This is a genomic window from Gimesia aquarii (genome assembly GCF_007748195.1).
GTDB lineage: Bacteria > Planctomycetota > Planctomycetia > Planctomycetales > Planctomycetaceae > Gimesia > Gimesia aquarii.
The window spans coordinates 6,848,722-6,875,263 of record NZ_CP037920.1 but is presented as its reverse complement, the minus strand read 5'-3'; the positions used below and the strand labels follow the sequence as shown (position 1 = coordinate 6,875,263).

The following is a 26,542-nucleotide window of genomic DNA, read 5'->3' as shown; positions in this document are numbered from 1 at the left end:
ATCACTCACTCATAATGTCAGTCAAAAGAAACTCAAGCTTGATGTTACAGAGATAAGGTTCGAGAATTCGTTCAAAAGTAATCAATCGATTCAAAACACCTGAATGGCATAAGGCCATTCAAACTCAATAAACTATGGTTTACGACTCTTATTGACAGAAATCAATCCTATGATTATTTGCCGTACTCCCTTCCGGGTCTCATTTTTTGGCGGTGGTACAGATTACCCAGCGTGGTATCGTGAAAATGGAGGAGCCGTATTATCTACTTCTATTGACAAATATTGTTACATTACTTGTAGAAAACTTCCCCCTTTCTTTGAGCATAAACATAGAATTGCTTATTCCAAAGTTGAAAATGTCAAACACGCAGATGAGATCGAGCATCCCGCTGTTAGAGCTGTCATTAAAGAATTTGATCTCGATTATGGAATTGAAATTCATAATGACGCTGATTTACCTGCACGATCAGGTTTAGGTTCTTCGTCATCTTTTAGTGTCGGCTTAATCAATGCACTGACAGCGCTTCAGGGATTAAGGATCTCAAAACCTGATTTGAACTATGAGGCCATCCGAATTGAGCAGGATGTCATCGGAGAAGACGTTGGTTCGCAAGACCAAACCGCAACCTGCTTTGGTGGTTTTAATATCATTGAGTTTAAACGAAATGACGAAATTACGGTTTCTCCTGTCCTTGCGAATATTGAGCGAATCAAAAATTTGAATTCACATCTATTACTTTTTTTTACAGGATTTTCTCGAATTGCTGCCAGTATCGCTAAATCCCAAATTGCAAATATGAGTCGAAAGCATGCAGAATTAACCCGTATGCGAGAAATGGTAGACAATGCCTTAGATCTGATCAACGCAACTGAATGGAAGCCGGATCGGTTCGGGCAATTACTGCACGAAGGCTGGAAATACAAACGAGGCCTTTCGGAAAAGGTCAGTAATGACAAGATTGATAAACTTTATGAAACAGCAATGGAAGCAGGAGCTTTTGGAGGAAAGGTCATCGGAGCAGGTGGAGGGGGGTTTATGTTATTCTGCGTCCCACCTGAACGGCAGGAAAATGTGAAACATGCATTGAGCAATTTGATTCACGTTCCATTTGATTTTGACAATACAGGGAGCCAAATAATTTATTATCAACCTTGAAGTCCAAAACAGAAGTTTTCCAAAATACTTTTTCAACTTGGTTGTGAACTCCAGGATGACTATTGAAATGTGTTGTATTACCTGACCTGACTGAAAATTCGATACGATTAGTGGAATCTGTAGCTCATCTCAGTCAGAGTTTAAAAGACAGTTCTCCCGAGGAAGACTAAGACGATAGATTCAAACTTGATAAGTAATCAACAGACTAAAGCGCATCACATTTAACCTTAGCGTCTCTCTTTTTAGTATACTCGAACCAAATGGCCCTGGAGACGCTACAGTCAACCTGGACACAGGCTGGTGGAGTGTCATTTTGAATATTGGGGTAATCGAGAACACGGGAGTGCGACAACGGAGTACGTAAACAACACTCCCAGCCCTCAATTCTAAGCCTGACAAAGCATTAGAATTTTGCAGGCAGATATGAGATTTCAAAAAAGAATAGAGATGCCGACGAATGGATCTAATTTATTTTTCGCCTGTTCCCTGGGATAGTTATACTCAGCGCCCTCACGAATTCGTGAAATATTTGGCAGAATCTTCTCCTGTTGAAAAAATTTTATGGGTGAACCCGTTTCCTACACGTCTGCCAAGAGCCAATGATTTTAGAAGACGTCCGGATCTTGTTTCCAGCAAATCTAAAAAAAAACTACCGTTCCTTACGGTTCTCAATGTTCCCTGTTTCCCATTGGAACCAATTCCAATTATTAAACATCTCAATGATTTACTCTGGAAAAATGTAAAGACGCAACTACTCAACTTTTGCTTAGATTCAGAAGACCAACTCATACTAGGAATAGGCAAACCGAATCGATTGGGGCTCTGGTTGTTGAATCACATTGAAACAAAAATAACAATTTATGATCGCATGGATGAATTTTCTCAGTTCTATTCAGGGCTTTCAAAAATTGCCATGAAATCATGGGAGCAGCAAATCATCAAACGGGTCAACCGTGTCATGGTCTCAGCCCAACATCTGGCATCGAATATTTCTCATCTGAAATCGGAAATTTCAGTGGTGGAAAATGGTTATGATATGATTTCACTTCCACTACCTCAAAAAGAAAATGTCACTTCACACGAGCCCATCGTCTTAGGCTACGTAGGGTCTATTGCAGAATGGTTTGACTGGGATTTAACCATCGCACTGGCAAACAAAAACCCTGACTGCATCATTAGATTAATTGGTCCCTGCTTTGTTCGTCCTCCTGTTCTTCCGGATAATGTCGAGTTACGCGAAGCTTGTCCGCGAGAGGAAATTATTGAGCAGATCAGACTCTTTTCTATCGGGATCATACCTTTTAAAATAAATCCTCTGTCACAGGGAGTTGATCCAATTAAGTTTTATGAATACCGTGGACTGGGAAAACCCGTTCTGTCGACACAATTTGGATCAATGCCAGATCATGCCAAGCAGGGCGGTGTGGTTTTTTTTGAAGAAACCAGTTTAGAGGAGTGTGTGTCTCAAAGCTTGAGCGTATCACCAACACTTTTGGAAGTAGAACAATTCAGAAAAGCAAGCGACTGGTCTACTCGTTTTGCAAAAATAAGCACGTGGATAAAGTGAATTCGAAGTTGATGACCCAAGCAAACCTTTCAGTGATCATAGTCAATTATAACTCTGGTGAGCACATCACTGAGTGCGTGAAATCTGTAATACGATGTGCTCCCGAAGCTGAGGTCATAGTCGTTGATAATGCCTCAAGTGATGAGAGTATTTCACTTTTGGAGTCGACTTTTGTAAATTATCCACAACTCAAAGTGATACGAAATCAGTCGAATTTGGGATTCTCTGTTGCCTGTAACATCGGGACAGAAAATACAGTCAACGAGTATCTGCTGTACCTCAATCCGGATTGTATGATTTATGAAAGTACGATTCCAAAATTATTTAACTGCTTGCAGGCAGACGATACGGTACGGATGGTCGGAGGCCGCCTGCTCAACGCTGATGGAAGTGAGCAGCCCGGGGGGCGACGTGCGGTTCCTACCCCTTGGCGAACTTTTGTTAGAGTGTTCAACTTATCTTTTCTTTCAAAGCGTTACCCGCGATTGTTCTCCGATTTCAATCTACATCAGCAGGAAGTTCCAGAGCACCCCATTGAAGTTGAGGCAATCTCCGGGGCTTGCATGTTAATCAATCGTGAAACATTTAAAGCTGTCGGCGGCTTGGATGAAAAATATTTTCTCCACTGCGAAGACCTGGACTGGTGCATGCGATTCAGGCTGAATGGGGGGAAAATTATGTTTGTTCCAGATGCGATTCTAACTCACTTTCAAGGAGCTTGCAGTGAGCCAACACCTGTTGTCGTTGAATGGTATAAACATAAAGGGATGATGCGATTTTATCGTAAATTTTTCCGACACCAATATCCCGGAATATTAATGTGGATTGTCGCAGTGGGAGTCTGGTTACGGTTTAGCTTGCTCGCCTGTTATTTTTATATACGACGTTTTATGAGATGGATAAAAAGTGCTAAAGCCTGAATCTGTAGTTGGTGTTCTGGGGGCTACGAGCTTGGTCGGAAACCGTCTCTTTGTACCAGAATTCAAGCCACTCTCAGACAAAAACCTTACCTGGGTTGCATTCAGTCGAAACAAACAGGAACTTATGTCTGAAGAGATAGACAATGTTCACTGGTGTGTGTTACACGATAATCAGCTTCCTGCTGTCGCACAGAAAATAGAATATTGGATTTGCCTGGCACCCATTTGGGTCTTGCCTGATTATTTTTCTTTATTAGAATCACTCGGAGCACGCCGAATCGTTGCTCTCAGTTCTACCAGCCGTTTTTCAAAAATAAATTCCATTGATGTTTCAGAACAAAATCTTGCAAATCGTTTAGTAGACAGTGAGCAGCAATTAATTAACTGGGCAGAGAAAAATAAGATCGCTTGGATTATAGTACGGCCAACCCTCATCTATGGATTTGGACGTGACCAGAACATAACAACAATTGCTCGATTCATTCAGCGTTTTGGCTTTTTTCCACTCTTAGGTAAAGCCAATGGCTTGAGACAGCCCATTCACGTTGATGATGTTGCAAGGATTTGTCTTTTAGTCCTTTTTGAAGAAAATATTATTAATAAAGCATATAATGTTTCAGGTGGAGAAATATTATCATACAAAAATATGGTCGAAAGAGTATTTAACGTTTTGGAAATGAAACCAAAATATTTTCACTTACCTCTGATAGTATTTCGCATAATTATTGCGATCTTGCATTTCATTCCACAATTTAGAAAAATATCAGTGGGTATGGCGCATAGAATGAATCAGGACCTTATTTTTCCCAGTCAAGATGCCAAGCATGATCTTAAATTTGAACCAAAAGGTTTTCAATTAAGTAAGGATGATGTTGGTAAATGACTAATGAGGACTTAACTCTACTTGGCATACTATTTTTTTTAGCAGTTATCATTTCAATTGTCTGCACGAAGTTAATTATTCGAAATGCTACTAGAGTTGGTTTGATTAGCGAACCAACTGAGCGATGTGCTCATGTTAACCCAACTCCCAAAGGAGGTGGATTGGCTTTTGTTATTAGCTTTTTAGCGATCCTGGGTCTCTTGTACTCATGGAATTATATTACTGGAACTTTCGTTCTCAGTATTGGTTTAGGTAGTTTTTTCATTGCGTTAATTGGTTTTTTCGATGATTGTCTGCAACTTTCAGCAAAATTACGCCTTATCACACAGCTATTGATCATTACAGCGACTCTCTTTGTTTTTTCCCCTTTGCCTCAAATTGAATTGTTAGGCCTCAAATTTAATTCTCCCTGGTTATCATGGATTTTAATTACATTACTCTTAGTCTGGTGGCTTAATTTATTTAACTTCATGGATGGAATTGATGGCTTGGCGTCGTTGGAGTCAATTTACATTCTTCTGTCAGCGATTATACTCATTGGATTACATGGGACTCTATCTAATGAAGAGACACTTATTATTGTTTTATTGTTTGCCAGTTTAATTGGGTTTATAAGTTTTAATTGGGCCCCGGCGAAAATATTTATGGGTGATGCGGGGAGTACATTCTTAGGATATGTTTTAGAGATGATTGCATTGATTACGATCATGAATGGCTCGCTAAATCTTTGGACATGGCTAATTTTATCTGGTGTATTTTGGGTTGATGCAACATCCACTCTTTTCAGACGCATGTTACATGGACAACGTTGGTATCAAGCACACAATAGCCACGTATATCAAAAGGTATCTCGCTGGCTGGAATTTGTAGATGGTACGGACAAAGGTCGAATTGTAGCTCACAGGAAAGTGACGTTATATATCCTTATAATAAATGTCTTCTGGCTATTTCCATTAGCTGGAATTACATTGGTTTGGCCTGAGTGGGGGCTCTTAATCCTAGGAATCGCCTGGGCGCCGCTATTGTTCCTGGCATTGTATTTTGGTGCGGGAACTCAACAGGAACTGGTTGTTGATTCAATCAAGCCATAATTGCAGGCACAAATTGATTATATGATTAACGCTCATTACACTCATGAGGATAAGGGGTACTTGACAAATTGCAAGATTCATCCATTTTTGATAAAGGACTCCGACGGGCTCTTGAAGAGTTGGCCTGTCAGCCTCGATTTTCCTTTTCTTTTGAGCGTTTAATTACGTAATTCTGTAGATCCTCAATTGTGATTTGTTGGACCAAAAATGGGGCTCCCAGAAGTCGCTTCAGTTATCCAGCGTGATAATAACGGCTCAAAAAAGCTCCTCAACACGATCACCGTTTTATTCAATTCGCTTTTGTGAAGATGGTAGTTTGTCACAGAAGTAAACAGAGGTGGTCGATAGATAGGAAAGAGCAGGCACTGACAAAATTGAATCCAGGCCGACTTCCCTTCTCTAACAATCAAATAAAACCCACTGCGCAGCAGGTATAAACACTCGCACCCAAACCCCGCGCGAAAAGATACTATCTGATATCACTCAATAACGCAGAGATAAAAATTGGGCAGTGGTGATGTTAGAGCAGCGAGCAAAATGGTATGGGGAGTATCACTTGATAAAACTGGGGAAAAAGTTATTTGTTTCAAGTTTCCTGCCCCCTTAATTTCCTCTATAAGCCAAAGAAAAACATTCCTTTAAAAAGGAAATGTTTTTATAGTAGATCCAAGATAGGTTATGACTCAAAAAATAACTCAAGATTTAATGTTTTTTCCAAAGGCAATTTCAGAAGAAATCAAAGATAAAAGACACTTACTTATAAGAGTACTAGTTCAACAACTCGTCTTTTCGTCCTGTGTATGGAGTGGTCTAAGGTATTTTAACCTGACTAAACCATGCTTTCGCTAATTCGTTTTCAGGTCAGACTTATTATGAATTTTTATTTTCAATGCAAACGAAATTCTCTTGTCTGGACTTTACTCATCGCGTTTTCAGTTCCATCGATTGGGTGGGCCAATGATGAGATACTTTTTCAATTTGCCCGCACTATGATCAATGACCCGACAGTTGAGAGCGAGAACTCCCTGGAATCTCAACAAGCTTCGTGTCTGAATGCCCTCTCAGAATTACAAAGAGAAAAAGAAACATTTCAACTTATGGAGCGCTGGTCATCTGCTAACAAAGGGGGGGAAGAGTATCGACTATCCAATTGCTGGCGGAATGGACTTTACTGGGCAGGCCTCAATTATTCCCAGCAATCCGAACTCTCTTTATCCAGAAAATTAGCCAGTCTGGCAGGACATGAGAATGTGCCACCTGAGAAGTTGATCACACAGTTGCTGGCTCAGGAAACAAAACCATTCAAGCAAGTTGATCAGGAGATGGTTAATGTGCTGCGGTTTTCCGCCCGGTACGACCTTGCCCGTCAATCAAGAGATCCAAATTCTGAAATTCAAAAACTTGTTCCGGACGCAATAGCACTCGCACCGCAGGCCTTGCATCTCCTGGAAACTTCGTATCCACCGAAGGGATACCATACGATCTCTTATCATCCTGTCAGATATGAAATTGCGCAATGTGCTCTCGCCATTCAGGTCATCGTGCCACTTGAAAAGCGTACCGATGCGATGAACAAGCTGTTAGAACGTATCGATCTGCTCTTCGGTCTGGGTTGTTTCAGACGTGGGTGGACTTCTGCTTTTGACGCAGGTCTGGATTTATTAGCAAAAAGGGACGAACCACTTGCAATCCTGATCTGGCAATCCAGATTTCTGGAAACTTTTGGGGTTGAAGTCAACAACTCAATATTACTTTCGTCAGATCGCCTGAAAACTCATCCAAAATTATCTCGATTTATTTCTTCTGTGAAATCGATTCTGAATCTTTTTCGCAATCAAACTTATAAAAAAAGACCTGAAGTCCTGACTGCTCTACTGCAAGAACCAGACAGTGAGCTCTGGAGATTTTATATGCTACTCACGCTTGAAACCGCCCGGTTATGCGCTGATGAGAAGCTGTTGCAGTTGGCGTCACGCAATCTGCTGGAACAGAGCCAACGACTTTATAATCCCAAGAATGAAGATTATAAACACATGCTAAGAGATCTTAACATTCTTTATTTTTCTACATATCGAGCTGCACGACGTGTCAACAATAAGAAACTACAAAACGAACTAATGAAACGTATGCTCTCATTGTTTCCTGCGGCATCTAATGAAGATAGCCACAACAACATTCTGTCAGATCGAATTGACGAAATCTCAATCTGGGCTTACCTGATCAGTGATCGTTCTGGTGATCCGATGTGGATTCAAAAATTTGAAGAACAGGCAGGTGAACTGGGAGCATACTATATCGGCATTTTCTGTGCGATTACTGGCAAGACAAAAATCAAAGACAAAGAGATCTTGACAATGTACAACAAACCGTATGAATTCCATGAAGTGGCCTATGGAGCTGGGTTCGCTGTTGGTACGGGACGCGCACCATTCACTGTTGGTGAAGCCTGGATCCGCTTATCTCAGGCAGATCGTACCTACAACACAATTGAAAGCTTAACTGCTTTCTGTAGTGGGTACACCAATGGGAAAGAGAGTCCTCAATCAATTTGGGACACCCGCTTATTTCAGGAACTCACCAACTCAAAATTTCCTAAGTAACTCATCCAAATCAAATATCGATCAGTAATGAATGGCACTGTCGGTTGTAACGTAAGGGTTTACATTCATGTGACAGCCTATCGTTTTCTATGGCGATGATACCTGGGTCTCTTCATCAGAGCTATTGTTTTTGGTCTGCGTTTATTGGCTCTTGGTTCGACTCGTTCACTACGATGCCCCACGCGTTCGCTAATGGGGATCTGTCTTGCCGTCTGCGATCTCCCTCTGGAATGTCGTGGTTAGGGTGGGAAAGGCTGCGGATTATTAGAGAATCTCACCCAAGTGGTTTAGTCTTATGTGCAAAGTATTAACCGCGAATCGTTGGCTGGGTTTGCCTGCAAAAAGACAATTGAAAAAGTAGAATTCGCTATCTTCTGCCTAAGGGTTTGCAGTGCGAACCAGATGGCATTCTTTGTGTCTAGCTGGTGATATAATCCGATAGTCCAATGGAGAATTCATGTGCCATCCTCTCGTTCTCGGTTCGGTAGAGCCACTGCCTATCTTACAATACACGCCAGACAGACATGACGAAACGGATGGGCATATATTCGTCGATTCTCACGACAAAGCCACGTCCTGCGACTCGCAAGTCATCTTTCCGACACGCTTCCTGTATTACATCAGCGCTCGGCATACAGGTGACGCTTGCGGTTTCTCAGGCGACTGCGACGAGGCCGAATCTGCCCGAAGGGAACTTGCGGCCTTTCTTGAACGCTCCTTGGAGATTTGTGCCGACTTGCAGTTGTTGGTAGCGTTTACTGATTACGGTGATTCGGAAGTCGTGCCATCCAGACTCGACTACCTCGGACCCAGTGACATTCGTACCTGGATGACAGGCTTCTCCCCAGGTGATTTTTTCCAAGTTATTCGAGAAATATAGTCTAAATGAGCTGGTGGAACTTTGATTTGCGAGATGAGTTTACATGATGCTTTGAACAAAAATATAAGCCAAAATAAGAGTTGGTATTATCTTCTCAAAAAACGAATGTTTTTTGAGTCTCCATTTTCCGCTCCGGCAGACACACAGAACATCAGTTGAAACACTAGAAGACTAAGAATCGTGACAGATATCATTCATGAGGGAAGGTCTCGCATGCACTAAAAACAATCAAATGACTAAAGTTAAAAATGTCAACGGGCTGCCGACATCTCGCAACTACCAGGAAAATCTGATCCTATCTAGTTTACAACATGCTGCTTAACGGGGTATTCTCTTTGTATTGTGATATAGAAAACTCGTTCAAAATTACAGGATCAAATTCGTCATGCTTATCAAGAGCAGTATTAAAGTAGTTGTGCTGATGTTTGTCGCTATTGCATCTGCGATGGCTCAACAACCGAACGAGAAAGTAGAATCCTCTCAAAAACTTCTGGTGGAGGACTTTGCTGAGACGCGCCTGAGTCATGGCCCGATACTTGGTCGTCCCAGGCCTGATAGCATGAGTATGTGGGTGCGCACGCATCGGCCAGGAAAGGTGCATGTTCGGTACGGAACCGATCTCAATAAACTGAACCATGTTTCGCAACCCGCGATCACGCATGTTGGTCGTGACAATACAGGAGTTCTCACGCTTAGCGGTCTTAAAGCGAACACACGGTATTACTATCGGGTACTGGACCATCAGGAAGCGGGGAGTTTTCTTACGCTGCCGCGAACGGCTGACTTCAGGAACGAAAAATACAATCCCAAAGGACTGTTCAATTTCAAGTTTGAGTTTGCCTGCGGGAACAATCAGCATGGGGCGGGCGATGGTGCCGGGCCTAGTTTGCCTACGTTCAATACGCTCAACAGAAAGGTGCGTGATGATATTCAATTTGCCATTCTCAACGGTGACTGGTTGTATGAAAATCGGCGTGACTATCCCGCTGCTGAGTGGATCAAACAGGTTGGGATTAAGCCCGCCGCGGTTCCAAACATTGTCAAAGTTGCGCCGTCGATTACTGGTGTCTGGGAAAATTACAAGACTTATCTGACACGCGGGCGGAATCTTTCAGAGTGGCATCGCCATGTGCCGAGTTTCTACACCTATGATGACCACGAAACACTCAACGACATTTATGGTACGGCAGAAATCGGCTATGTGAACCGCCGCGCGGTGTTTCGCGATATTGGCGTGCGCGCCTGGTTTGATTACCTGGCCTGGGCCAATCCATTACAGCACAAAGCAGTTGCACATTTTGGCCTTGGGGAGTTTAAAGCCATGAGCAATATTTTGACCGACCCGGATACCGATTTCACGAAACTTAAAATGGAAGATTATGCCACACTGCATGTGCATTGGGATAGACCGACAGCAGGTGTGAAGGAAATGACACTCGATACAGAGTCACCTGGCAACCCGAACGCAGGTGTTTATAAAATTGTCAAGGTACTCGATGCCCATCGTGTGCAGATTTCTCCCCCAGCCAAAGCCAGTTCCCGCGGCCCGTATTCGTTGGGTCGGCGATGTTACGGCAAGTTCACGATGTCCAACTGCGATTTTTTTCTAGTCGATACACGATCGCATCGCGATCTGCATGACGTCGATCGACCCGATAAGCCTGGGGCTTCGATGCTTGGTAAGCAACAACTCAAATGGCTTAAAGAGGGTATCAGTAATAGTAAGGCGGACTTCATTTTTGTGGTCTCCTCGGTGAATTTCATGGTGCCACATGTGGGGAGTGGTGGTGGAAAAGATTTGAACAAGGCAGTCAAGAAGGACGATGCTTGGACGGTCTTTTTGGAAGAGCGCGAAGAGTTAATTCAATTCTGGGATAAACTGGAGCAGCCAGTGTTTGTGCTGACTGGCGACTTGCACAACAGCTTTGCTATTCGTATTACCGACAATGTCTGGGAGTTTGCATCGGGACCGCATAACTCTATCAACCATGCTCCGCAGGATGACGAAGGGAATCGTCCCGTCAATGGTCCGTTCAAGTATGGGCCACGGGCTTGTGACATCCGTTGGTCAACTTATGTACTCAACGACATTCCTCGAGCACACCGAGTTTACCCGACCTATTGTGTCGTGCAGATTAACAACGTCTTCAACAACCCCGTACAACGTGGCGGAGAACGCTGGGTTGTTTTCCCGAAACCGCAGGTCATATTCCAGTTCTTCGACGGTCTCACTGGTGAGTTGCGTTACAGTGAAACTGTTATAAAGGGACAGAAATGATCTTAGCGCGATTCCCAGCGGCTGGGGTTGATGCCGGAGCTTAGGATCAATAAACTCATTCGATTTGATTATTTCTGAAGTATTCGGCACTTGCAGTTCGTCTGATTGGTTGATCTCAGCCGCTGAATGTTCCACAAACTCACACGTTTTCCGGTTCGTGCTTAAAACCACCCATTTTCGCGAGACGTTTTACGATACCCGATTCGCGTGATCGCGTAAACGGTATACCCGAAATTCCACGCCCGCTATTCGGGATCGCTTTCGATTGCCCTGCCCGGGCGGGATATGCCTTGAGACCACTTGGACTATGCGTCACGATCGCCCGGCAAGGCCGATTGATAGAAATTCTGCATTTGCGAGTGAAATTCGATGCGTGACTCGTCCCAACTATAGAACATGTGACCGCCGTCGAAATTCCGGCAGGTCAAATTCGATTTCTGCTCGTCGGTAAGTTTCATCAGTTTCGTCAGTCGCTGACTGCCGAAGTAAGGCGTGACGAGGTCAAAGCGGCCATGCGTGATAGACACCTTCATGTGCCCATTGAGGCTCATTCCGTATCGCAGATCATCCATAGCACCAACCTGTCGTACAAAGAAGTGCCGATTGCTCTTGTCCTTCCACTTCTCGTTCACCTGCATACTTAGCAAGCGGTAATCGAGTTCAGTTTCCACTTTAAGGTTGGTCCGCAAGTGATGATTGATGGCACCGGTAAAAAGACGGTCGATGGAAAACAGCGTCGGGTCTGGCCCTTCATAGCCATTGCGATCCGGGAAGGGGTCCACCGTCGTCACAGAGGCATCGTACCGACCGCATAATCGTCGCTCGCCACGCAGCAGTTCGCGGCTGAACATTGTCGCACTGATCCGGCCGCCTGCTCGCTCGAGCACGGTCGCCGACAGCCCGGTCAGTGCCGACATTCGCCCAACGATCAACGCCAGTTCATCTGCGGGTAGTGCCTCACCCTGTGCTAGCCACCGCACCAGCTCGTTGTTGGCGAATGATTCTCCCTGGCTCTGAATGTCATCATTGCCCAGATCCTCCGTACGACCATGATGATGTGCGGCCGCGACCAGCGACGGAAACAGTTCAATCCAGTGCGCCAGGTTGTAGTCTGAATCAAGAAGTGCATCGAGTTCGATCGCAGGCGAAATCAGCAGCGCGCCGCACAAGCCCACGCCATGCTTCTCCTGCAACCTCCGCGCCATCCTGGCCACTCGAAATCCGCCGTAGCTCTCCCCCGCAATGAACAGAGGCGACGTCCAGCGATGATACTTTGAGAGAAATCGACAGATGAATTCGCCCAGCGCATCAAGGTCTTTCTCGATTTCCCAGAACTCGGGATTCTCCTCCGGTCCTGATTCGGCGAACTTTTCCTTGCTGCCCTCCGCATTCTTGTTTGCGCCCGGTTCCTTCAGTGCCCGACTGAATCCCGTTCCCACGGGGTCGATGAACACCAGGTCGGTAAATGACAGCCAAGTTTCTTGATTATCCACCACCTGCGTCGGCGGTTCTGGCAGCGATCCCATTTTTCCGAACGCCACTCGCTTTGGACCCAGGGCTCCCATGTGCAGATAGGCTGATGCCGCTCCTGGACCGCCGTTGAAAACAAAAGTCAATGGACGGGTACAGTCCTGTGGTTCGGCGATGTACGCAGTGTAAAACAGGTGTGCTACAGGCTTGTAGATCTTCCGCAAGCTAATCCAGTCCGCAACCGCCTTGTAGGCAAGTGGCCCACTGGACAGTTGCAGTGTGTGCTCAGTAGTGGCGGCATACTTGGGGAAATCGTATTCGGCGTTCGACAGGTTACCGACCTCTTCCTGATTCGTATTGCTCATCTTGGATCCTCTGATTCAATCTGACGTGCCCCCGTGAATGACACCAGTCACAAGACTAAGCGTTCGATTGTGACAACCTCTTTTTTGTTTGTCTACCGCTGCGGGCCGGGTAGCACACGGAAATGCGATGGCTAAAACCAGAAGTGTCATTTACCCATAAGTTTTACGAATCGTTTCAAAAAACCACCCAATACGCGGACTCCACGCGTGAGCGTGGAAGCCATACATTTTCGCGAATTCAGATTCGATGAGATGATTTCCGTCTGGACAGGTTTTGGCATGCACGTTTTAATCAACATTATGCCAAAAGAACGACAACTTCAGCCAGAAGATCAGTACGTGGCCGTAGTGGTCACCGTTCCAGAAGACCGTTTCCAGGATGATGACGAGATCTGTCTCGAAGCGGCGACTTACGTATGCTTGCGTCTGGAAGACCACCTTCTCAAAGAGGGCCATGACGTACAAGACTGGATCAAGGGTGGGTGCTCCGAGGATTGGGGCGTCTACTACGAGACACTGCTCGCCGGTGACAGGTATGAGTACAACATCATGTTCTTCCCGGAAGAGAAGGAATCCGAACAGCGCTCGATCATGGTCCGTTACTTGCAGAAGCAAGGTTTTTTGACGAGTCTGTTCAGCAAGTTATCCGGCCTCGCGGATGAACATCCCCTGCACGCGTCAATGGAGAGCTTCGGGAAGCTGTTCGAGTCGCACAAGATGCTATCGCAGTCACAACTTGATCGGCAATACTAGAAAGGCACAACAAGTGGATGCACCTGACGGAGAACGCTGCGTTTTTCTCCACAGGTGATCCCGTCGTTACTCTCCTCTTTCCTATATACTCAAAGGTATTTGCGAATGTTTTTTAAACCACCGGTTTTGCTGACACTTTATGCTAGGTAGACAAAACTACTTTCGGTTGGCAATTAAGAGAACCCAAAGCCAGTCTTATTGGATTTTTGTCGAAATTTGTTCGCGATACTCGTCATTTCCCAAACAGTAATCGCTAACGAACGTTTTTGGGACTTCTAATCCGCTCCAGCAGAGAAACAGAACATCAGTTGATACAACAAAGGGTTAAGTCTTGTGACTGGTATGAGTCATGGGGCGGGTCATAGCTGAATTCTTGCGAATGAATTTCAAGTACCAGGCTTTATCACCTAGAATACTCTGGATATGATGAGACAATTCAAATCACATCAGGCATGTTCACGATCTGTTTTGAGATACAATACATCAGGATAATGATATGTCACCAACCAGTCAGGAAGGCACAAAAAAATAATGATGGAACCTTAAGGGAAAATCAGCCAACACTAAATCATCTTGGCTCTCCCTTGTGATCTGGAGTCTTGGTGGTGAAAATCATTCTTCAATGATTCACAATCTAACGGTCTCCGTTGAGTAAGGGGTTAAGCAGTCATCTGCGCCAGTACAAAATATGGATGCGATTCAAACTACAGTTGTTCAATTATCTACAGCTCTCAGCCTGACGCTGATTTTTGTGGGAACATCGCTTGGTATCTTCGTGGGTGCGATTCCCGGGTTAACCGGCGCTATGTTGATTGCACTCACGTTGCCGTTGACGTTTACGCTCGATCCTCAACTGGCGATGACATTGTTAGTGAGTATGTATGTGGGATCAATCAGCGGTGGCTTGATAACCGGCACACTCTTGCGAATGCCCGGCACGCCCGCCTCTGTTATGACAACACTTGATGGTTACCCCATGTCGCAACAAGGTCAGCCTGGTCGTGCGCTGGGGTTGGGAATTTATGCGTCCCTGGTGGGTGGATTAATATCCTGTCTGTTTTTAGTAACCTTGTCTGCCCCGATTGCCCGCTGGTCAACACAATTGGGACCTTTTGAGTATTGCTCGCTGGTTATGATGGCTTTGGTGTTGATCGCGACAATTGATGGCGCATCGCTGACGCGCTCACTTTTTTCGGGAACGTTGGGGATTTTGGCAGCCATGCCGGGAATTTCCGCAGCCACAGGCGAAGTACGACTCACATTAGGGTTCGCTTCTCTAAATGGTGGTTTCAAGTTGTTGCCCGTTTTAATTGGCATGTTTGCGATCAATCAGGTGCTGCGCGATATTGCGAATATTGACCAGAAAATCCCGCGTGTCTCGGTAACACACAGTGGGTTGTGGCTTACCTTGGTAGATTGGAAAAATCAATGGGTTAATATGTTGCGGTCTTCTCTGATTGGAACATTTATTGGAATACTTCCCGGCATTGGTGCAAACATCGGCTCGATAGCCGCTTATTCAGCTGCCAAAAACAGTTCCAAAACTCCGCAGAAATTTGGTTCCGGTTCTGCTGAGGGAATTGTTGCTTCTGAAGCAGCCAATAATGCGACTGTAGGAGGAGCTTTAATTCCACTCGTGGCGATGGGCATCCCCGGCAGTGTGATCGATGCCATTTTGCTCGGCGCATTAGTTTTGCATGGTTTGCAACCGGGGCCGCGATTGTTCAGCGATCATCCGGAACTCGTGCATACCATTATGGGAACCTATTTTCTGGCAAACCTGGTCATGTTTGCGGTGATGATTGCATCAGTCGGTTTTCTGGCAAAACTGGTACGGTTTCCACGTCCTTTTTTGTTACCCATTATTCTCACCTTTTGTATTGCCGGATCATTTGCGTTGTCGAACCGCATGTTCGATGTCTGGGTGATGCTCGGTTTCGGGCTGCTGGGACTGGTATTAGAGCGAAACCGAATCCCATTAGCACCCTTTGTCATTGGCTTTGTCTTAGGTCCGATTGCTGAAGAAAATTTGTGCGCCGGGCTAATGTCATCGCATGGTAGCTGGTTACCGATCATCACCCGACCAATTTCTTTACTCTTTGTCGTCATCTCTGCATTATTGCTGATTGTGCCGCTTGTGCGTCAGTTTCGAAAAAAATGGGACAGCAAAAAAAAGACGATGAACGATGATGATGCCAAAGAGACGAGTATCGTTCCTCAATCAGAAACATTGAGCGAGAATGGGGAGCAGAATTCTCACTCATTTTGGAGTCGATACGGTTTACCTGTATGGCATACCGTTGCGGTGATGGCCATTATTGGCATGATCGTTTTTCAGTGTTCTGGTTTCTTCGCGAATCAACATGAGCTGACGCAATTTCCTCAACAACCCGTTCAGGTTGTCGTACCGTTTTCCGCAGGAGGCGGAACAGACCTGTTTGCCAGAATCGTTCAAAAGTCAATCACTGAGAACAAGCTGTTGAAACAACCTGTCGTCATCATAAATCAGGCGGGGGGCAGTGGTACGATTGGGAGCCGAAATGTCAAACAGGCGCGGGCTGATGGTTATAAAATACTTTGCACCCATGAGGGGCTTATTACTTCGAAGTACTCAGGCAAAGTGAACTATGGTCCGGAAGCTTTTGAACCGATTGCCCAAACGGGAGAGATCAATCTGGTGGTAGTCGTGCATCAAAATGCCCGGCACAAAAATCTGGCTGAGTTGTTGCAGTATGCCGAGAACCATCCTGGTGAACTTCAATTTGGAACCAATTTTGGGGCACTCGCCCATTTCGCTGCCAAAAAAATAGAACAGGCTTGTGGTGGTGAATATTTTAATTATGTGCAATCCGGAGATGGGCAAAAGCGATACACGCTGCTCATTGGTGGTCATATTGATGCCACCATTTTTTCGTTGGCAGAATTTCTGGCCTATAGAGGAGATGGGCAGATTCGCGCTTTGGCAGTATTGTCTAAAGAAAGGAATTCCGCCCTGCCGGACATTGCGACGGCTCGTGAACAGGGTATCGATGCAGTGGTTGGTAACTCATTATACTGGTTTGCTCCCAAAGGAACTCCGCAAGAGCGGATTGATCTGCTGGCAGATACACTGGAACAGGCGATGCAATCTGATTCTGTACGGAATAGCTTGCGAGCGCTGTCTATTGCACCTGTGTTTTATCGGGGCGAGAAATTAAATGAGAATATCAGTCAGAGTGAGAAAATATTCAGCGAACTGGTTCCCGGCTCAACAATTCAGCTTCCTGATTTTCCTTTCTATATTATCATTGCAACTCTCTCATTAATGAGCATTGTTGTCGTACAGGAAATATTTTTCAGTCGAACACCGTCAACAAATCGCTTCTCAAGCTGTAAGCCGCGCACCTGGCTGGCCATTTGTTGTTTCGTACTGCTTTGCTGTTATGTGCTGGTGTTAGAACAGGGCTGGCTCAGTTACTGGCTGGCAACGGCATTCATGGTTGCAGTCACTGGCGGAGCTATGGCAAAATGGCAGCCGAGGTATTTGTTAATTCTCATCGAACTCTCTTTGTTGACTGGTTTGGGGACAGAAATTGTGTTTACATCAGTATTCTCTGTTGTACTGCCGTAACTGGTTCATTCCAGCGGAGAAAAATAGACCTCACACAGAGGTTGCAGAGTGTTTTCAACCACAATATTTCTATAACACGAAGGCTATTCCATGACCCGCCCTAATATTTTATGGTATTGCACCGACCAGCAACGGTTTGACACAATTGGTGCGCTGGGGAACGCGTATGTGAAAACGCCTGTGGTTGATTCGCTCGTTGAAGAGGGGGTCGCCTTTACGCATGCGTATTGCCAAAGTCCAATCTGTACCCCCAGCAGGGCGAGTTTTATGAGCGGGTTGTATCCTTCGCGCTTACACAATACCAGAAATGGCAACGACACCTTTCCCGATTGGCCACCTCTAATAAGCAGATTGATCGCAGAGAGTGGTTACCTGTGCGGGTTGATTGGAAAATTTCATTTAGTCAGTGCCGGCCATCGCGCGGAACCTCGGCTTGATGACGGGTTCACACTCTGGCAGCACAGCCATGCTCCGCGCGATGATTGGCCTGAAGGAACACACGATTATGCCGACTGGGTGCGCGCTCAAGGTAAAAGCCTTGATGATATGCGAAACAGCAAAGAGCGTGTTGACCCCGAATATCATCAGACAAAGTGGGCATCTGATCGGGCGATCGAATTTATCGAGCAGGATCATCAACAACCCTGGTTGCTGAACATCAATATCTACGACCCGCACCCCCCGTTTATTCCTCCTGAAAAATATGCGAATCTGTTCGACCCTGCCGCGATGCCTGGCCCACATTTTGAGGAGTCTGATAAGGTGACTCAAGAACTGCTTTCCCAGGTTGATTTTCAGCCTGTCACGATCTCAACAGAAACAAGTGAGCTGAAAAAAGTTCAGGCACTTTATTATGCGATGATTGCTCAAATTGACGATCAGTTTGCGCGTATACTTAACGTATTAGAATCAACAGGACAGAAAGACAATACAGTCATCATTTTCACTTCAGATCATGGCGAGACGTTGGGAGATCATGGGCTGATACAAAAGGGATGTCGGTTTTATGAAGGATTGGTACGCGTCCCGTTGATTTTCTCCTGGCCGGGACACTTTGTGGCCAACCAGCGTGCAACCGGGCTTGTGGAATTACTTGACCTTTCTGCCACATTACTCGAATTAACAGGCAATGCTATCCCTGACTATCATCAGGGACAGAGTCTGCTCCCGATTCTCACGGGCGAACAAACCGGCTCACAACTGCGCGATAGCGTTCGCTGTGAATACTTTGACGCACTCGATCCGTTATTTACGGGCGGGGATGGCAGTTTTGCGACCATGTATCGCGACGACCGGTATAAATTATCTCTGTATCACGACAAGGAGCTGGGAGAGCTTTACGATTTGCAATCGGACCCCTGGGAACACAACAACTTGTGGGATGCCCCGGAACATCAGGCTGCCAAACAGCGGTTGATATTAGCGAGCTTCAATAGCCATGTCGTCTTAACAACCGATGTCGGCTCCAAACGGATTGCCCCGATGTAAAAGGGCTCTGGGGAGGTGGATGCTTGTTCGTATTGTAGGCAAAAGGGGGTGAGACGACAGTTATTTAACATTCTTCATTCGTGAAAGCACTCTATGCCATGTTAAAAGATTCTGAGTCCAACCGATACAGCCTGCCAGAGAACGAAGTGCAATTCGTGATTGAGACTCTCACAAATGAGCGAGACCAAAGCGTCCGCATCTCAAATTGTGTCAAAGTTTAGTTGTAATAGATCCTGAAGACAGATAAAATATCCACATAAATTCAGGCGTCCACCTGCAATTTCTTCCCACTGTTCCTGATATCGCCTCGCAATCACCTTCCACTGTTTTCTCCACTGACTACTGTGGAATAAGTGATACATATATAGTCACAGAAGTAAAGCGTCAATCTTTTTGAAAGGTCAATCATGCTCAACCGTAGAAACATGCTCCGAACAATGGCTGCTGGCGTCGGTGCCGCATGTACCTCTTCGCTTCTTCCTCAACATCTCTTAGCATCGCCCACCAGTAGGACGACTCCAAAACGTGTGATCTTCTTCATGCAAAACCAGGGCTTTGATCCCAAGACTTGTATTCCAGAGGGGATGAGCAGCAGTAGCTCGCTAGCGAAAGCGAAACTTCCTGAGCCCATCAAAGCCCTCGAACCTTATAAGGAGCGACTGCACATCATCAATGGCCTGCATGGTATGCACACCAGTCCTTCTCACAGCGCATTTTTCGGCGCGCTCGGTGGCTATCGCGGCAGTGACGGTGTGCCGCCCAGTGCTTCGACAATTGATTATGAACTTAGCAAGGTCCTACCGAAGACGCTTCTACCCCACCTGTGCATCGGAATGGACTCCATTGAGAACATGACAACCAAGCCCACTATTGCAACACTATCAGCCAGCGGCGCTGGGCAGCCGATCTTCATGCATTCAAATCCAAATCATCTTTATCAAATGCTATATGGTGGCATCTCAACAGGTGATATTCGACTCCAGCACGAAGCCAAATCGAATATGTTGAATCAGATTGAAAAGTTGGCTGCTGCTAAGGGACAATCTCTACCGACCGCAGATCGTCAGCGTTACAACCAATACGTTCGGGGATTCGAGAATGTCAACGGCCTGCGCGATCGGCTTGACACGGTTTCCGATCACCTTCGCAAGTTTGCACCGAAGGTAGACGAGCGATACACCAAGCCGGAGTTCGAAACCGATTGGCACGATGTTCTGCTGGACTTAGGCATTTCAGCGCTCACATCGGGTATCACAAATACGCTTACCATCGGGTCAGGTCGTGGCGAAATCTTTGGTGCATGGAAGGGGCTGGGTATTGAGCAGCAAGGACATAACCTTGGACACATGGAGCAGCCAGATAATCCGATCTGGATCAAGATTCGTCAGTACAATAGTCGTATGCTGGTGAGGATTATGGAGGCGCTCGAGAGCGTGCCTGAAGGCAGTGGTACCATGATGGACAATACCGTAATCGTTTACACAAGTAACAACGCGGATAAACAGCACACCAACGGTGCCAACTGGCCGGTCATGTTACTAGGAAACTTCGACGGCACATTGAAGACCGGTTGTTTCACCCAACTGAACCACAAGCGCCCCATCAACGCATTGTACACGTCGCTCCTGCGTGCCGCCGGCCAGAACGTTGATCGTTTCAACATGAACGACAAACTGGCCAGGAAATACGATACCGAGACCGGCCCGCTGAAAGAAATAATGACATGAACAAGATCACGAGCCTTCTGGCACTCATGCTTTTGTGGAGCATATTGCCTGTTGCGATTGCCGAGACTTACACACCAGGCCAGAAGGTCAACAAAAATTTCTCTCAGCTTGCTAAACCGTTTCTTGCCACCCACTGTGCAGACTGTCATGGCGAGACAGAACCTGAGGGCAATCTGTCGCTCCATAACCTCGGTCCTGTTGATGAAGTAAATGCAGGCATTTGGCAAGCTGTGTGGGCACAGGTCACCTTGAAAGAGATGCCCCCCAAAGATGAGGACCAACCCAAGGTCGTGGAGCGATTGCAGTTTTCAGACTGGATCGTCGCTGAACTGTCTCGTGTCATGCGCGACAAAGGCGGCTTCCATGCCCATCTCGATCCGAACAAGGGCAACTTCGTCGATCATGATCTACTGTTCGGCAAGCTGCCAGACAACATCAAACTCGCACCGACATCATCTCCAGCACGCATCTGGCGTGTAACACCACAGGAACACATTACGCGGCTGAACGAATTGATCAACAGGGAACCGGAATTCAATCCATCAAAGCCTGGCCTGCGAACTCATGGCGATGTTGTTCCCACCAACCACGGCGGTGAACTCAAGCTCTACTTCGGTACGGATCGCATCATTCGTTGGCAGGGCGGAACGGTTGCCTATGCCACAGCGGTGAAAAGCGTACCAGTCGTTCTTTCGTCGGCCCGCGATCATGGGTTAGAAAATTACCCCGACTTTTACACAGTCAACAGCGCGGAGTCCACACAAATATTGGGGGTTGCCGCGGACATCATTCGCTATATGGCCGATGGTCCGTTGAGCATTGCCAAGCCGTATCAGATCACGGACGATCCCAGATCAATTGCAGACAAGATGAAGGGCGACATACGCGGACTGCCCACAAGTCTGGTCTACAGCACAAAGGTCATGCGTCCATTGACGCCGGTCTACGACCTCATGCATGAAGAGGGTATCACCGACGAGCGTTTGCGGGCTGCGGTGGACTACCTTTTCGAAGCGCTCACTTTCCGTCCACCCAGCAAGAAGGAATCGAACGAATACCTGACGGTTGTCAAACAATCCATTGAGAAACTCGGCAAGAAAAATGGAGCGGTCCTCGGTCTGTCAGCCATCTTCCTCGATCGCGATGCTCTCTTCAGACCGGAACTCGTTGAGAACGGCAAACCGGATCAGCAGGGTCGTGTCATGCTCCAGGACTGGGAACTGGGTCTGGCGGTCAATCATGCACTGCGATACATCAAGCCGGACAAAGAACTGCGAAAGACAATCGTCGAAGGTCGTATGCGGTCCAAGGCCGATGTCAAACGCGAAATCGAGCGGATGCTGGCCGACGACAGCATACGAAAGCCACGCATTCTGCGCTTCTTCCGCGAATACTTCGACTATGACAGTGGTGGTTACATCTGCAAGGATTCGAAAGCGCTGGCGGATACGGGAGTGAGCAACAGGGGAACATCACACTACCGCGCCATGTTCGACGCCACCGCGAGCACTGATCGTCTCATCGAACTTATCCTGCAGGATGACCGAGACGTATTTAAGCAGTTGCTAACGACGGACAAAGTCGTCGCCACTAGATTAGACAATGTCTATTTCGGAAAGCGGCGATCGAAGGAAGAGGTTGCAGCATCCGTGGTGGCTGCGAAGAAGGCGGCGGCCGAGGCAGAAAAGAAAAAGGCGGCCGAACTGGAAGCTTGGAAGAAGGCCAACCCGGGAAAGAAACCGCCGAAGTCAAAGAAACAGAAGAAGAGGAGACGACCAAACGTCAATCACAATGTGAGCCAGGCAAAACTGACGGGGTCGAAGATCTATGCACGTGTGAGTCGGCGCAGCTTCGGCAATGGATCCATGAAACCAGAACGTATCCTGGCCACAGTGCCAGAAGATCAACGCCTGGGCATCCTGTCCCATCCTAGCTGGCTCGTTTCACACTCCGATGCGATGGACAATCACGCCATCCTGCGTGGCAGATGGATTCGTGAACGATTGCTGGGCGGCGGAATTCCCGACGTGCCAATTACCGTCGATGCGATGTTACCAGATGAACCACATAATACGCTGCGTGATCGTATGCGGGTCACCAGGAAAACCTATTGCTGGACGTGTCATAAGAAGATGGATCCGCTCGGCCTGCCGTTTGAAATGTATAACCACGCGGGTCTGTATCGGGAATTGGAACTCAACAAACCCGTCAACACCACGGGCGAGATCATCGATTCCGGCGATCCCACACTTGATGGAAAAGTCGCCAACGCCATTGAAATGATTCGGAAAATCGCGGAAAGCAAACGCGCCGAACAGGTCTTCGTCCGCCATGCCTTCCGTTTCTGGATGGGCCGCAACGAAACCCTCAATGATGCGCCTGTTCTCCAGGATGCATATCACGCCTACAAGGACAGCGGCGGCAGCATGAAAGCAATGCTCGTTTCACTACTCACTTCCGACGCGTTTCTCTACCGCACACGGAAAAATCCGGCGCTGTTCAAAGAGAACTGAAGGTAGTTTGCAACCTGAACTGAAGGCCGTAGGGTCAAAAAAACTCAGCCGACCTGAATTTGCAAAACTATTCGGCACTTAAGCGACTTCCGATTCTCCCTACTCAGCCGCTTACTATTCCACAAACTCATACCTTTTCCGGTATCGCGAAGATGACCGTTTTAAAAGACACCCTTTAGAATAGTGACCGAGTAATAGTTGTTACCCGGTCATTAAAGGAATTTTAAGATCGGGTCTGCAGATCTGATGAGCGAATCCGACGTCTCAACCAAACTGCTGGTAGTATCATAAATAACAACAAGGGATACCAGAGACCAATCATTAGGGTCCAAAGAACAACTCCATCCCGCCAGCGAAAGTATCTGTAGTAGATCCCGAACGAAGGTCCCCAATGATCTAAACGATCCAGGTCAGAATAGTCGTTATCCAGGAAGAGAACACTTCCATGGTAAGGGCCGTACTCTACATCATTGAAAAATGCAATGTTACAACGCCAGACACTAACATGAAAATCATGTCGGAATGACACGCGATGTCTCCACAGAACAGGCTCAGCCAGGTACAACACTAGCGTGCTAACCATTAGGACCGTCGAGATCAAACACGCAATATTGAACTTACGATTGGTCATCTGCTTTTCCATGATTGATAATTAAATGACCAGGTAACAATAATTACCCGGTCATTGAAATTTGTAATCTTTCATATGTTTAGTACTTTGGTTTAATATGATTGTTCTATCTTGCAGCATATAAGGACCTGCTGTGTACAATAGGTATTATTTTCGTGTAAATATAAAGATATTTTGCAAAGAAATGAGGCGAGATTGTGACATCGCTAGAACCTTACACACGTGCTGAAATCGAGGCTCTCGGCAATGAGAAACCACTACGGGGCGTGTTCTGTCCACTTTGCAACTGTTTCATCCCAGAATTTGCTGATCTCTCGCCTGAAGAAGCGGAAGAATTAAAAAAACACGATACTTTATTTATTCTTAAGACATTGAGGAAAAAAACTGGTTGCAATCTTACATGGGCTAAAATCTGGGCTCAACATCGCCATGATTTACCTGATCAACCAACTTCTCCTTGTCCGTATTGTGGAGTTCCTCTCCATCCAAATGCTGGGCAATGTCTTTTGTGCAGAATGGATTGGCATAATCTTGAAAGTCCAGTTCGCCTTGGTGATTCGATCGCAGATCAGATCCTCGACGCTGCACCTGGCTCCACTATCAACGTACACAGTCACAGCGTTTATCTTCTTGCGATGAAGTTTGTTAAACAGCAACGACAGAAAGACAATATTATAATTGAATTTAAGAAATAATCTTAATAAGACATTGTTCATATAAGTGTCCGGTAAATCTCTATTACCCGACCATTAAGCTTCCCGTAAAACAGCCTGTCCGAAAAGTACATACTCATTAGACTCAGCGAGAAGGTGATCTTATAATCGCGAAGCTAGCGCGCCTGGATCGACTCCCGGCTCAACCCATATGGGAAATTCCAGACTAGAGAAGATGTTAGAGGAAGTCAGTAATGCGCGAAACTTTGATGCAACGGAAGGTATGGTTGCCTATTGCGATTCTGTTTCTTGCTATGGCTATCAGTGGATATCGTCATTGTGTGCTGATCTGGTGCAACTCTCAGTTTGAGATATGGTGTAGTTCCGAAAAAGGCGTCGTCGGCTTTAGAGTTTTTGTTCCATATCACGGACAGCGTGCGGAAGGATTCTACTTTGAAACAGCTCTCACCAATCACATGTATCTATCTTCAAATATCCCGGCATGGTTCAGGGGCAATTGGGGACGTCCTGCTGGAGTTTTTAGGTTCGCCACATCTTACGGAGGAAATATTCCCTACTGGTTTTTGATGCTGGCCTATTTTGTGTTTATGCATTTCTTACGAAAACGGCAAACAGCAGCAACAGAGAATTATGAGAAAGATTGATCAACTCCACCTTAGGTAATCGTCCCGAAACTGCCTGCTGAGATCGCCAGTCCATTCGCTTCACCAATTCGTTAAGTACCATTAAAATAATGTCGGGGTAATGTTCGTTACCAGGTCACTTTACTGTGTTAAATGTGTACTTCATTCACTCAAAAAAAGAGCAATATAGTTTATGTGCCATCGGCGAGCCGATGGAGATTCCACACATTTCGAATCATTGTGATAACTAGTAAAACGAGGAGCACACAGTGAAAACCCCCGATGCTATATGTTCCCCACGGATAGGTAGCTGAATCGATCGTCAAAGCTAATCCCCAGAATATTAACGGAATGATTGGTATGCCAGGGAGGATGCTAGTACCACTGCGTTGATCATCGGGAATACCATGACGCGCATCATGAACGGCTTTTCCAGATATACACGCACCACACCACACAATCCATGTCGCAAAGATGAGAATTGGAAATACCCATGGACTCACGATTAGTTACCTATCTTGTAAGTACGTTACAATCTTACAATTACGATGCTTCAGAGGCATAAGGTACGAAATATGTAAGCCATTCTAAGCTGGAGTAGTTTATAAATAAAGACCTCTAATTTTTTATGCCCGAGTAAATCACATTACCCGGTCACATTACAGTGATCTCATAAATGACAAGTGTCCGGCAAATCATTATTTACTGGACACTTTGAGCTTAAGTTTTTGCAAGCTCGAGCCCAATATTGCCAATACGATAGACCAATAACTACTCTTGATCTGAATCATAGGGATGCAAGGGATCAATGTTACCATTAATCATACCAAAGAATGGATCGTCTAATTCTAGCAATTCCCCATTGAGCAATCGGTGAACTCGGAAAACATGATCATAATCCGTCATTGTCTTTCGACCATAGCCAGCGTTCCCCACAAAGTCTTCGTCATCATAACAATAAAATAATCCATAGCTTCCAATACCATTTTTAGAAATCCATTCAAGCATCTGCCAGACAGCCGACGATCTGTGATTACGTGACACACAATATGTCAACAAACCCTGATGATTATTGAGTGCTTCATATAGTTCCCATTTCAGAAACGGTCCAGCAGATTGCTCCATCCACTCCCGAAATTTCTGCCATAGTTCTTCATCCGCCTTATCTATTTCAGCATCTATCGAGCCAACAGTAGTAAGGGTGGCTTTTTCCAAAGGCAAACGGCTACTGCGTAGGTGGCACCAACCAAAACCGAGCAACATTTAATCGTCCTTTTACAATTTTCAATAGGAGAAACTTCACACAGGATATT

At 46.0% G+C, this 26,542-nt stretch carries 21 protein-coding genes; 14 read left to right on the top strand and 7 right to left on the bottom strand.

All coding sequences use genetic code 11. The features are described 5' to 3' along the window. Positions 1-169 precede the first annotated feature (169 nt). The 6 genes from V144x_RS26290 (at position 170) to V144x_RS26265 (ending at position 8,217) form a co-directional block, all read left to right on the top strand. Positions 170-1,156, top strand: coding sequence for a GHMP family kinase ATP-binding protein (locus V144x_RS26290; protein WP_144989853.1), 987 nt, complete (start codon positions 170-172; stop codon positions 1,154-1,156). Between the two features lie 457 nt (positions 1,157-1,613). Then, positions 1,614-2,723, top strand: coding sequence for a glycosyltransferase family protein (locus tag V144x_RS26285; protein WP_144989851.1), 1,110 nt, complete (start codon positions 1,614-1,616; stop codon positions 2,721-2,723). An 11-nt stretch (positions 2,724-2,734) separates the two neighbouring features. After that, the gene (locus tag V144x_RS26280) at positions 2,735-3,643 is read left to right on the top strand and encodes a glycosyltransferase family 2 protein (RefSeq protein WP_144989850.1); all 909 of its coding nucleotides are present in this window, start codon (positions 2,735-2,737) and stop codon (positions 3,641-3,643) included. Then, complete coding sequence (locus V144x_RS26275) at positions 3,630-4,526, top strand: SDR family oxidoreductase (RefSeq protein ID WP_144989849.1); 897 nt, start codon at positions 3,630-3,632, stop codon at positions 4,524-4,526. The genes V144x_RS26280 and V144x_RS26275 overlap by 14 nt, the downstream gene beginning before the upstream one ends. Continuing rightward, positions 4,523-5,617: an MraY family glycosyltransferase gene (locus V144x_RS26270; RefSeq protein WP_144989848.1), complete on the top strand. Its 1,095-nt coding sequence runs from the start codon at positions 4,523-4,525 to the stop codon at positions 5,615-5,617. Before V144x_RS26275 ends, V144x_RS26270 begins: the two co-directional genes overlap by 4 nt. An 872-nt stretch (positions 5,618-6,489) precedes the next feature. Further along, positions 6,490-8,217, top strand: coding sequence for a hypothetical protein (locus tag V144x_RS26265; RefSeq protein ID WP_144989847.1), 1,728 nt, complete (start codon positions 6,490-6,492; stop codon positions 8,215-8,217). Positions 8,218-8,719: 502 nt separating this feature from the next. On the opposite strand, the gene V144x_RS28930 is transcribed toward V144x_RS26265, so the two are convergent. Together V144x_RS28930 and V144x_RS26260 are read right to left on the bottom strand one after the other, a co-directional pair. Further along, positions 8,720-8,851, bottom strand: a complete 132-nt coding sequence (locus tag V144x_RS28930) for a hypothetical protein (protein WP_261343637.1) — start codon at positions 8,849-8,851, stop codon at positions 8,720-8,722. 21 nt (positions 8,852-8,872) lie between these two features. Continuing rightward, positions 8,873-9,079 (bottom strand): hypothetical protein, encoded by a 207-nt coding sequence (locus tag V144x_RS26260; protein WP_144989846.1) that lies wholly within the window; start codon positions 9,077-9,079, stop codon positions 8,873-8,875. Positions 9,080-9,482: 403 nt separating this feature from the next. Here V144x_RS26260 and V144x_RS26255 point away from each other — a divergent pair, with 403 nt between their 5' ends. Next, on the top strand, positions 9,483-11,375 hold the full coding sequence (locus V144x_RS26255; protein WP_197998647.1) for an alkaline phosphatase D family protein: 1,893 nt from the start codon (positions 9,483-9,485) through the stop codon (positions 11,373-11,375). 139 nt (positions 11,376-11,514) lie between these two features. On the opposite strand, the gene V144x_RS28550 is transcribed toward V144x_RS26255, so the two are convergent. Then, positions 11,515-11,691 (bottom strand): hypothetical protein, encoded by a 177-nt coding sequence (locus V144x_RS28550; RefSeq protein WP_197998646.1) that lies wholly within the window; start codon positions 11,689-11,691, stop codon positions 11,515-11,517. Continuing rightward, positions 11,681-13,210 carry a S10 family peptidase gene (locus V144x_RS26250; RefSeq protein ID WP_144989845.1) on the bottom strand — a complete coding sequence of 510 codons (1,530 nt, stop codon included), beginning with the start codon at positions 13,208-13,210 and terminating at the stop codon, positions 11,681-11,683. Before V144x_RS26250 ends, V144x_RS28550 begins: the two co-directional genes overlap by 11 nt. Positions 13,211-13,417: 207 nt before the next feature. Between V144x_RS26250 and V144x_RS26245 the strand changes: the two genes are divergently transcribed. The 5 genes from V144x_RS26245 (at position 13,418) to V144x_RS26225 (ending at position 23,301) form a co-directional block, all read left to right on the top strand. Further along, entirely contained in the window at positions 13,418-13,963 is a 546-nt protein-coding gene (locus V144x_RS26245) for a hypothetical protein (RefSeq protein WP_144989844.1), read from the top strand. A gap of 688 nt (positions 13,964-14,651) precedes the next feature. Continuing rightward, positions 14,652-17,573, top strand: coding sequence for a tripartite tricarboxylate transporter substrate-binding protein (locus V144x_RS26240; RefSeq protein WP_144989843.1), 2,922 nt, complete (start codon positions 14,652-14,654; stop codon positions 17,571-17,573). A gap of 90 nt (positions 17,574-17,663) precedes the next feature. Continuing rightward, positions 17,664-19,061: a sulfatase family protein gene (locus V144x_RS26235; RefSeq protein WP_144989842.1), complete on the top strand. Its 1,398-nt coding sequence runs from the start codon at positions 17,664-17,666 to the stop codon at positions 19,059-19,061. A 407-nt stretch (positions 19,062-19,468) separates the two neighbouring features. After that, positions 19,469-20,788 (top strand): DUF1552 domain-containing protein, encoded by a 1,320-nt coding sequence (locus V144x_RS26230; protein WP_144989841.1) that lies wholly within the window; start codon positions 19,469-19,471, stop codon positions 20,786-20,788. Then, positions 20,785-23,301, top strand: a complete 2,517-nt coding sequence (locus tag V144x_RS26225; RefSeq protein WP_197998645.1) for a DUF1588 domain-containing protein — start codon at positions 20,785-20,787, stop codon at positions 23,299-23,301. The genes V144x_RS26230 and V144x_RS26225 overlap by 4 nt, the downstream gene beginning before the upstream one ends. Before the next feature lie 223 nt (positions 23,302-23,524). Here V144x_RS26225 and V144x_RS26220 read toward each other — a convergent pair whose 3' ends face one another. Then, positions 23,525-23,830, bottom strand: a complete 306-nt coding sequence (locus V144x_RS26220) for a hypothetical protein (RefSeq protein WP_144989840.1) — start codon at positions 23,828-23,830, stop codon at positions 23,525-23,527. A gap of 299 nt (positions 23,831-24,129) precedes the next feature. On the opposite strand from V144x_RS26220, the gene V144x_RS26215 reads away from it, so the two are divergent. Continuing rightward, positions 24,130-24,627, top strand: a complete 498-nt coding sequence (locus tag V144x_RS26215) for a hypothetical protein (RefSeq protein WP_144989838.1) — start codon at positions 24,130-24,132, stop codon at positions 24,625-24,627. Positions 24,628-24,839: 212 nt separating this feature from the next. Further along, positions 24,840-25,250, top strand: a complete 411-nt coding sequence (locus tag V144x_RS26210) for a hypothetical protein (protein ID WP_144989836.1) — start codon at positions 24,840-24,842, stop codon at positions 25,248-25,250. A gap of 170 nt (positions 25,251-25,420) precedes the next feature. On the opposite strand, the gene V144x_RS26205 is transcribed toward V144x_RS26210, so the two are convergent. Then, positions 25,421-25,732, bottom strand: coding sequence for a hypothetical protein (locus V144x_RS26205; protein WP_144989834.1), 312 nt, complete (start codon positions 25,730-25,732; stop codon positions 25,421-25,423). Positions 25,733-26,000: 268 nt separating this feature from the next. After that, on the bottom strand, positions 26,001-26,492 hold the full coding sequence (locus tag V144x_RS26200) for a hypothetical protein (RefSeq protein ID WP_144989832.1): 492 nt from the start codon (positions 26,490-26,492) through the stop codon (positions 26,001-26,003). Between the last annotated feature and the right edge of the window lie 50 nt (positions 26,493-26,542).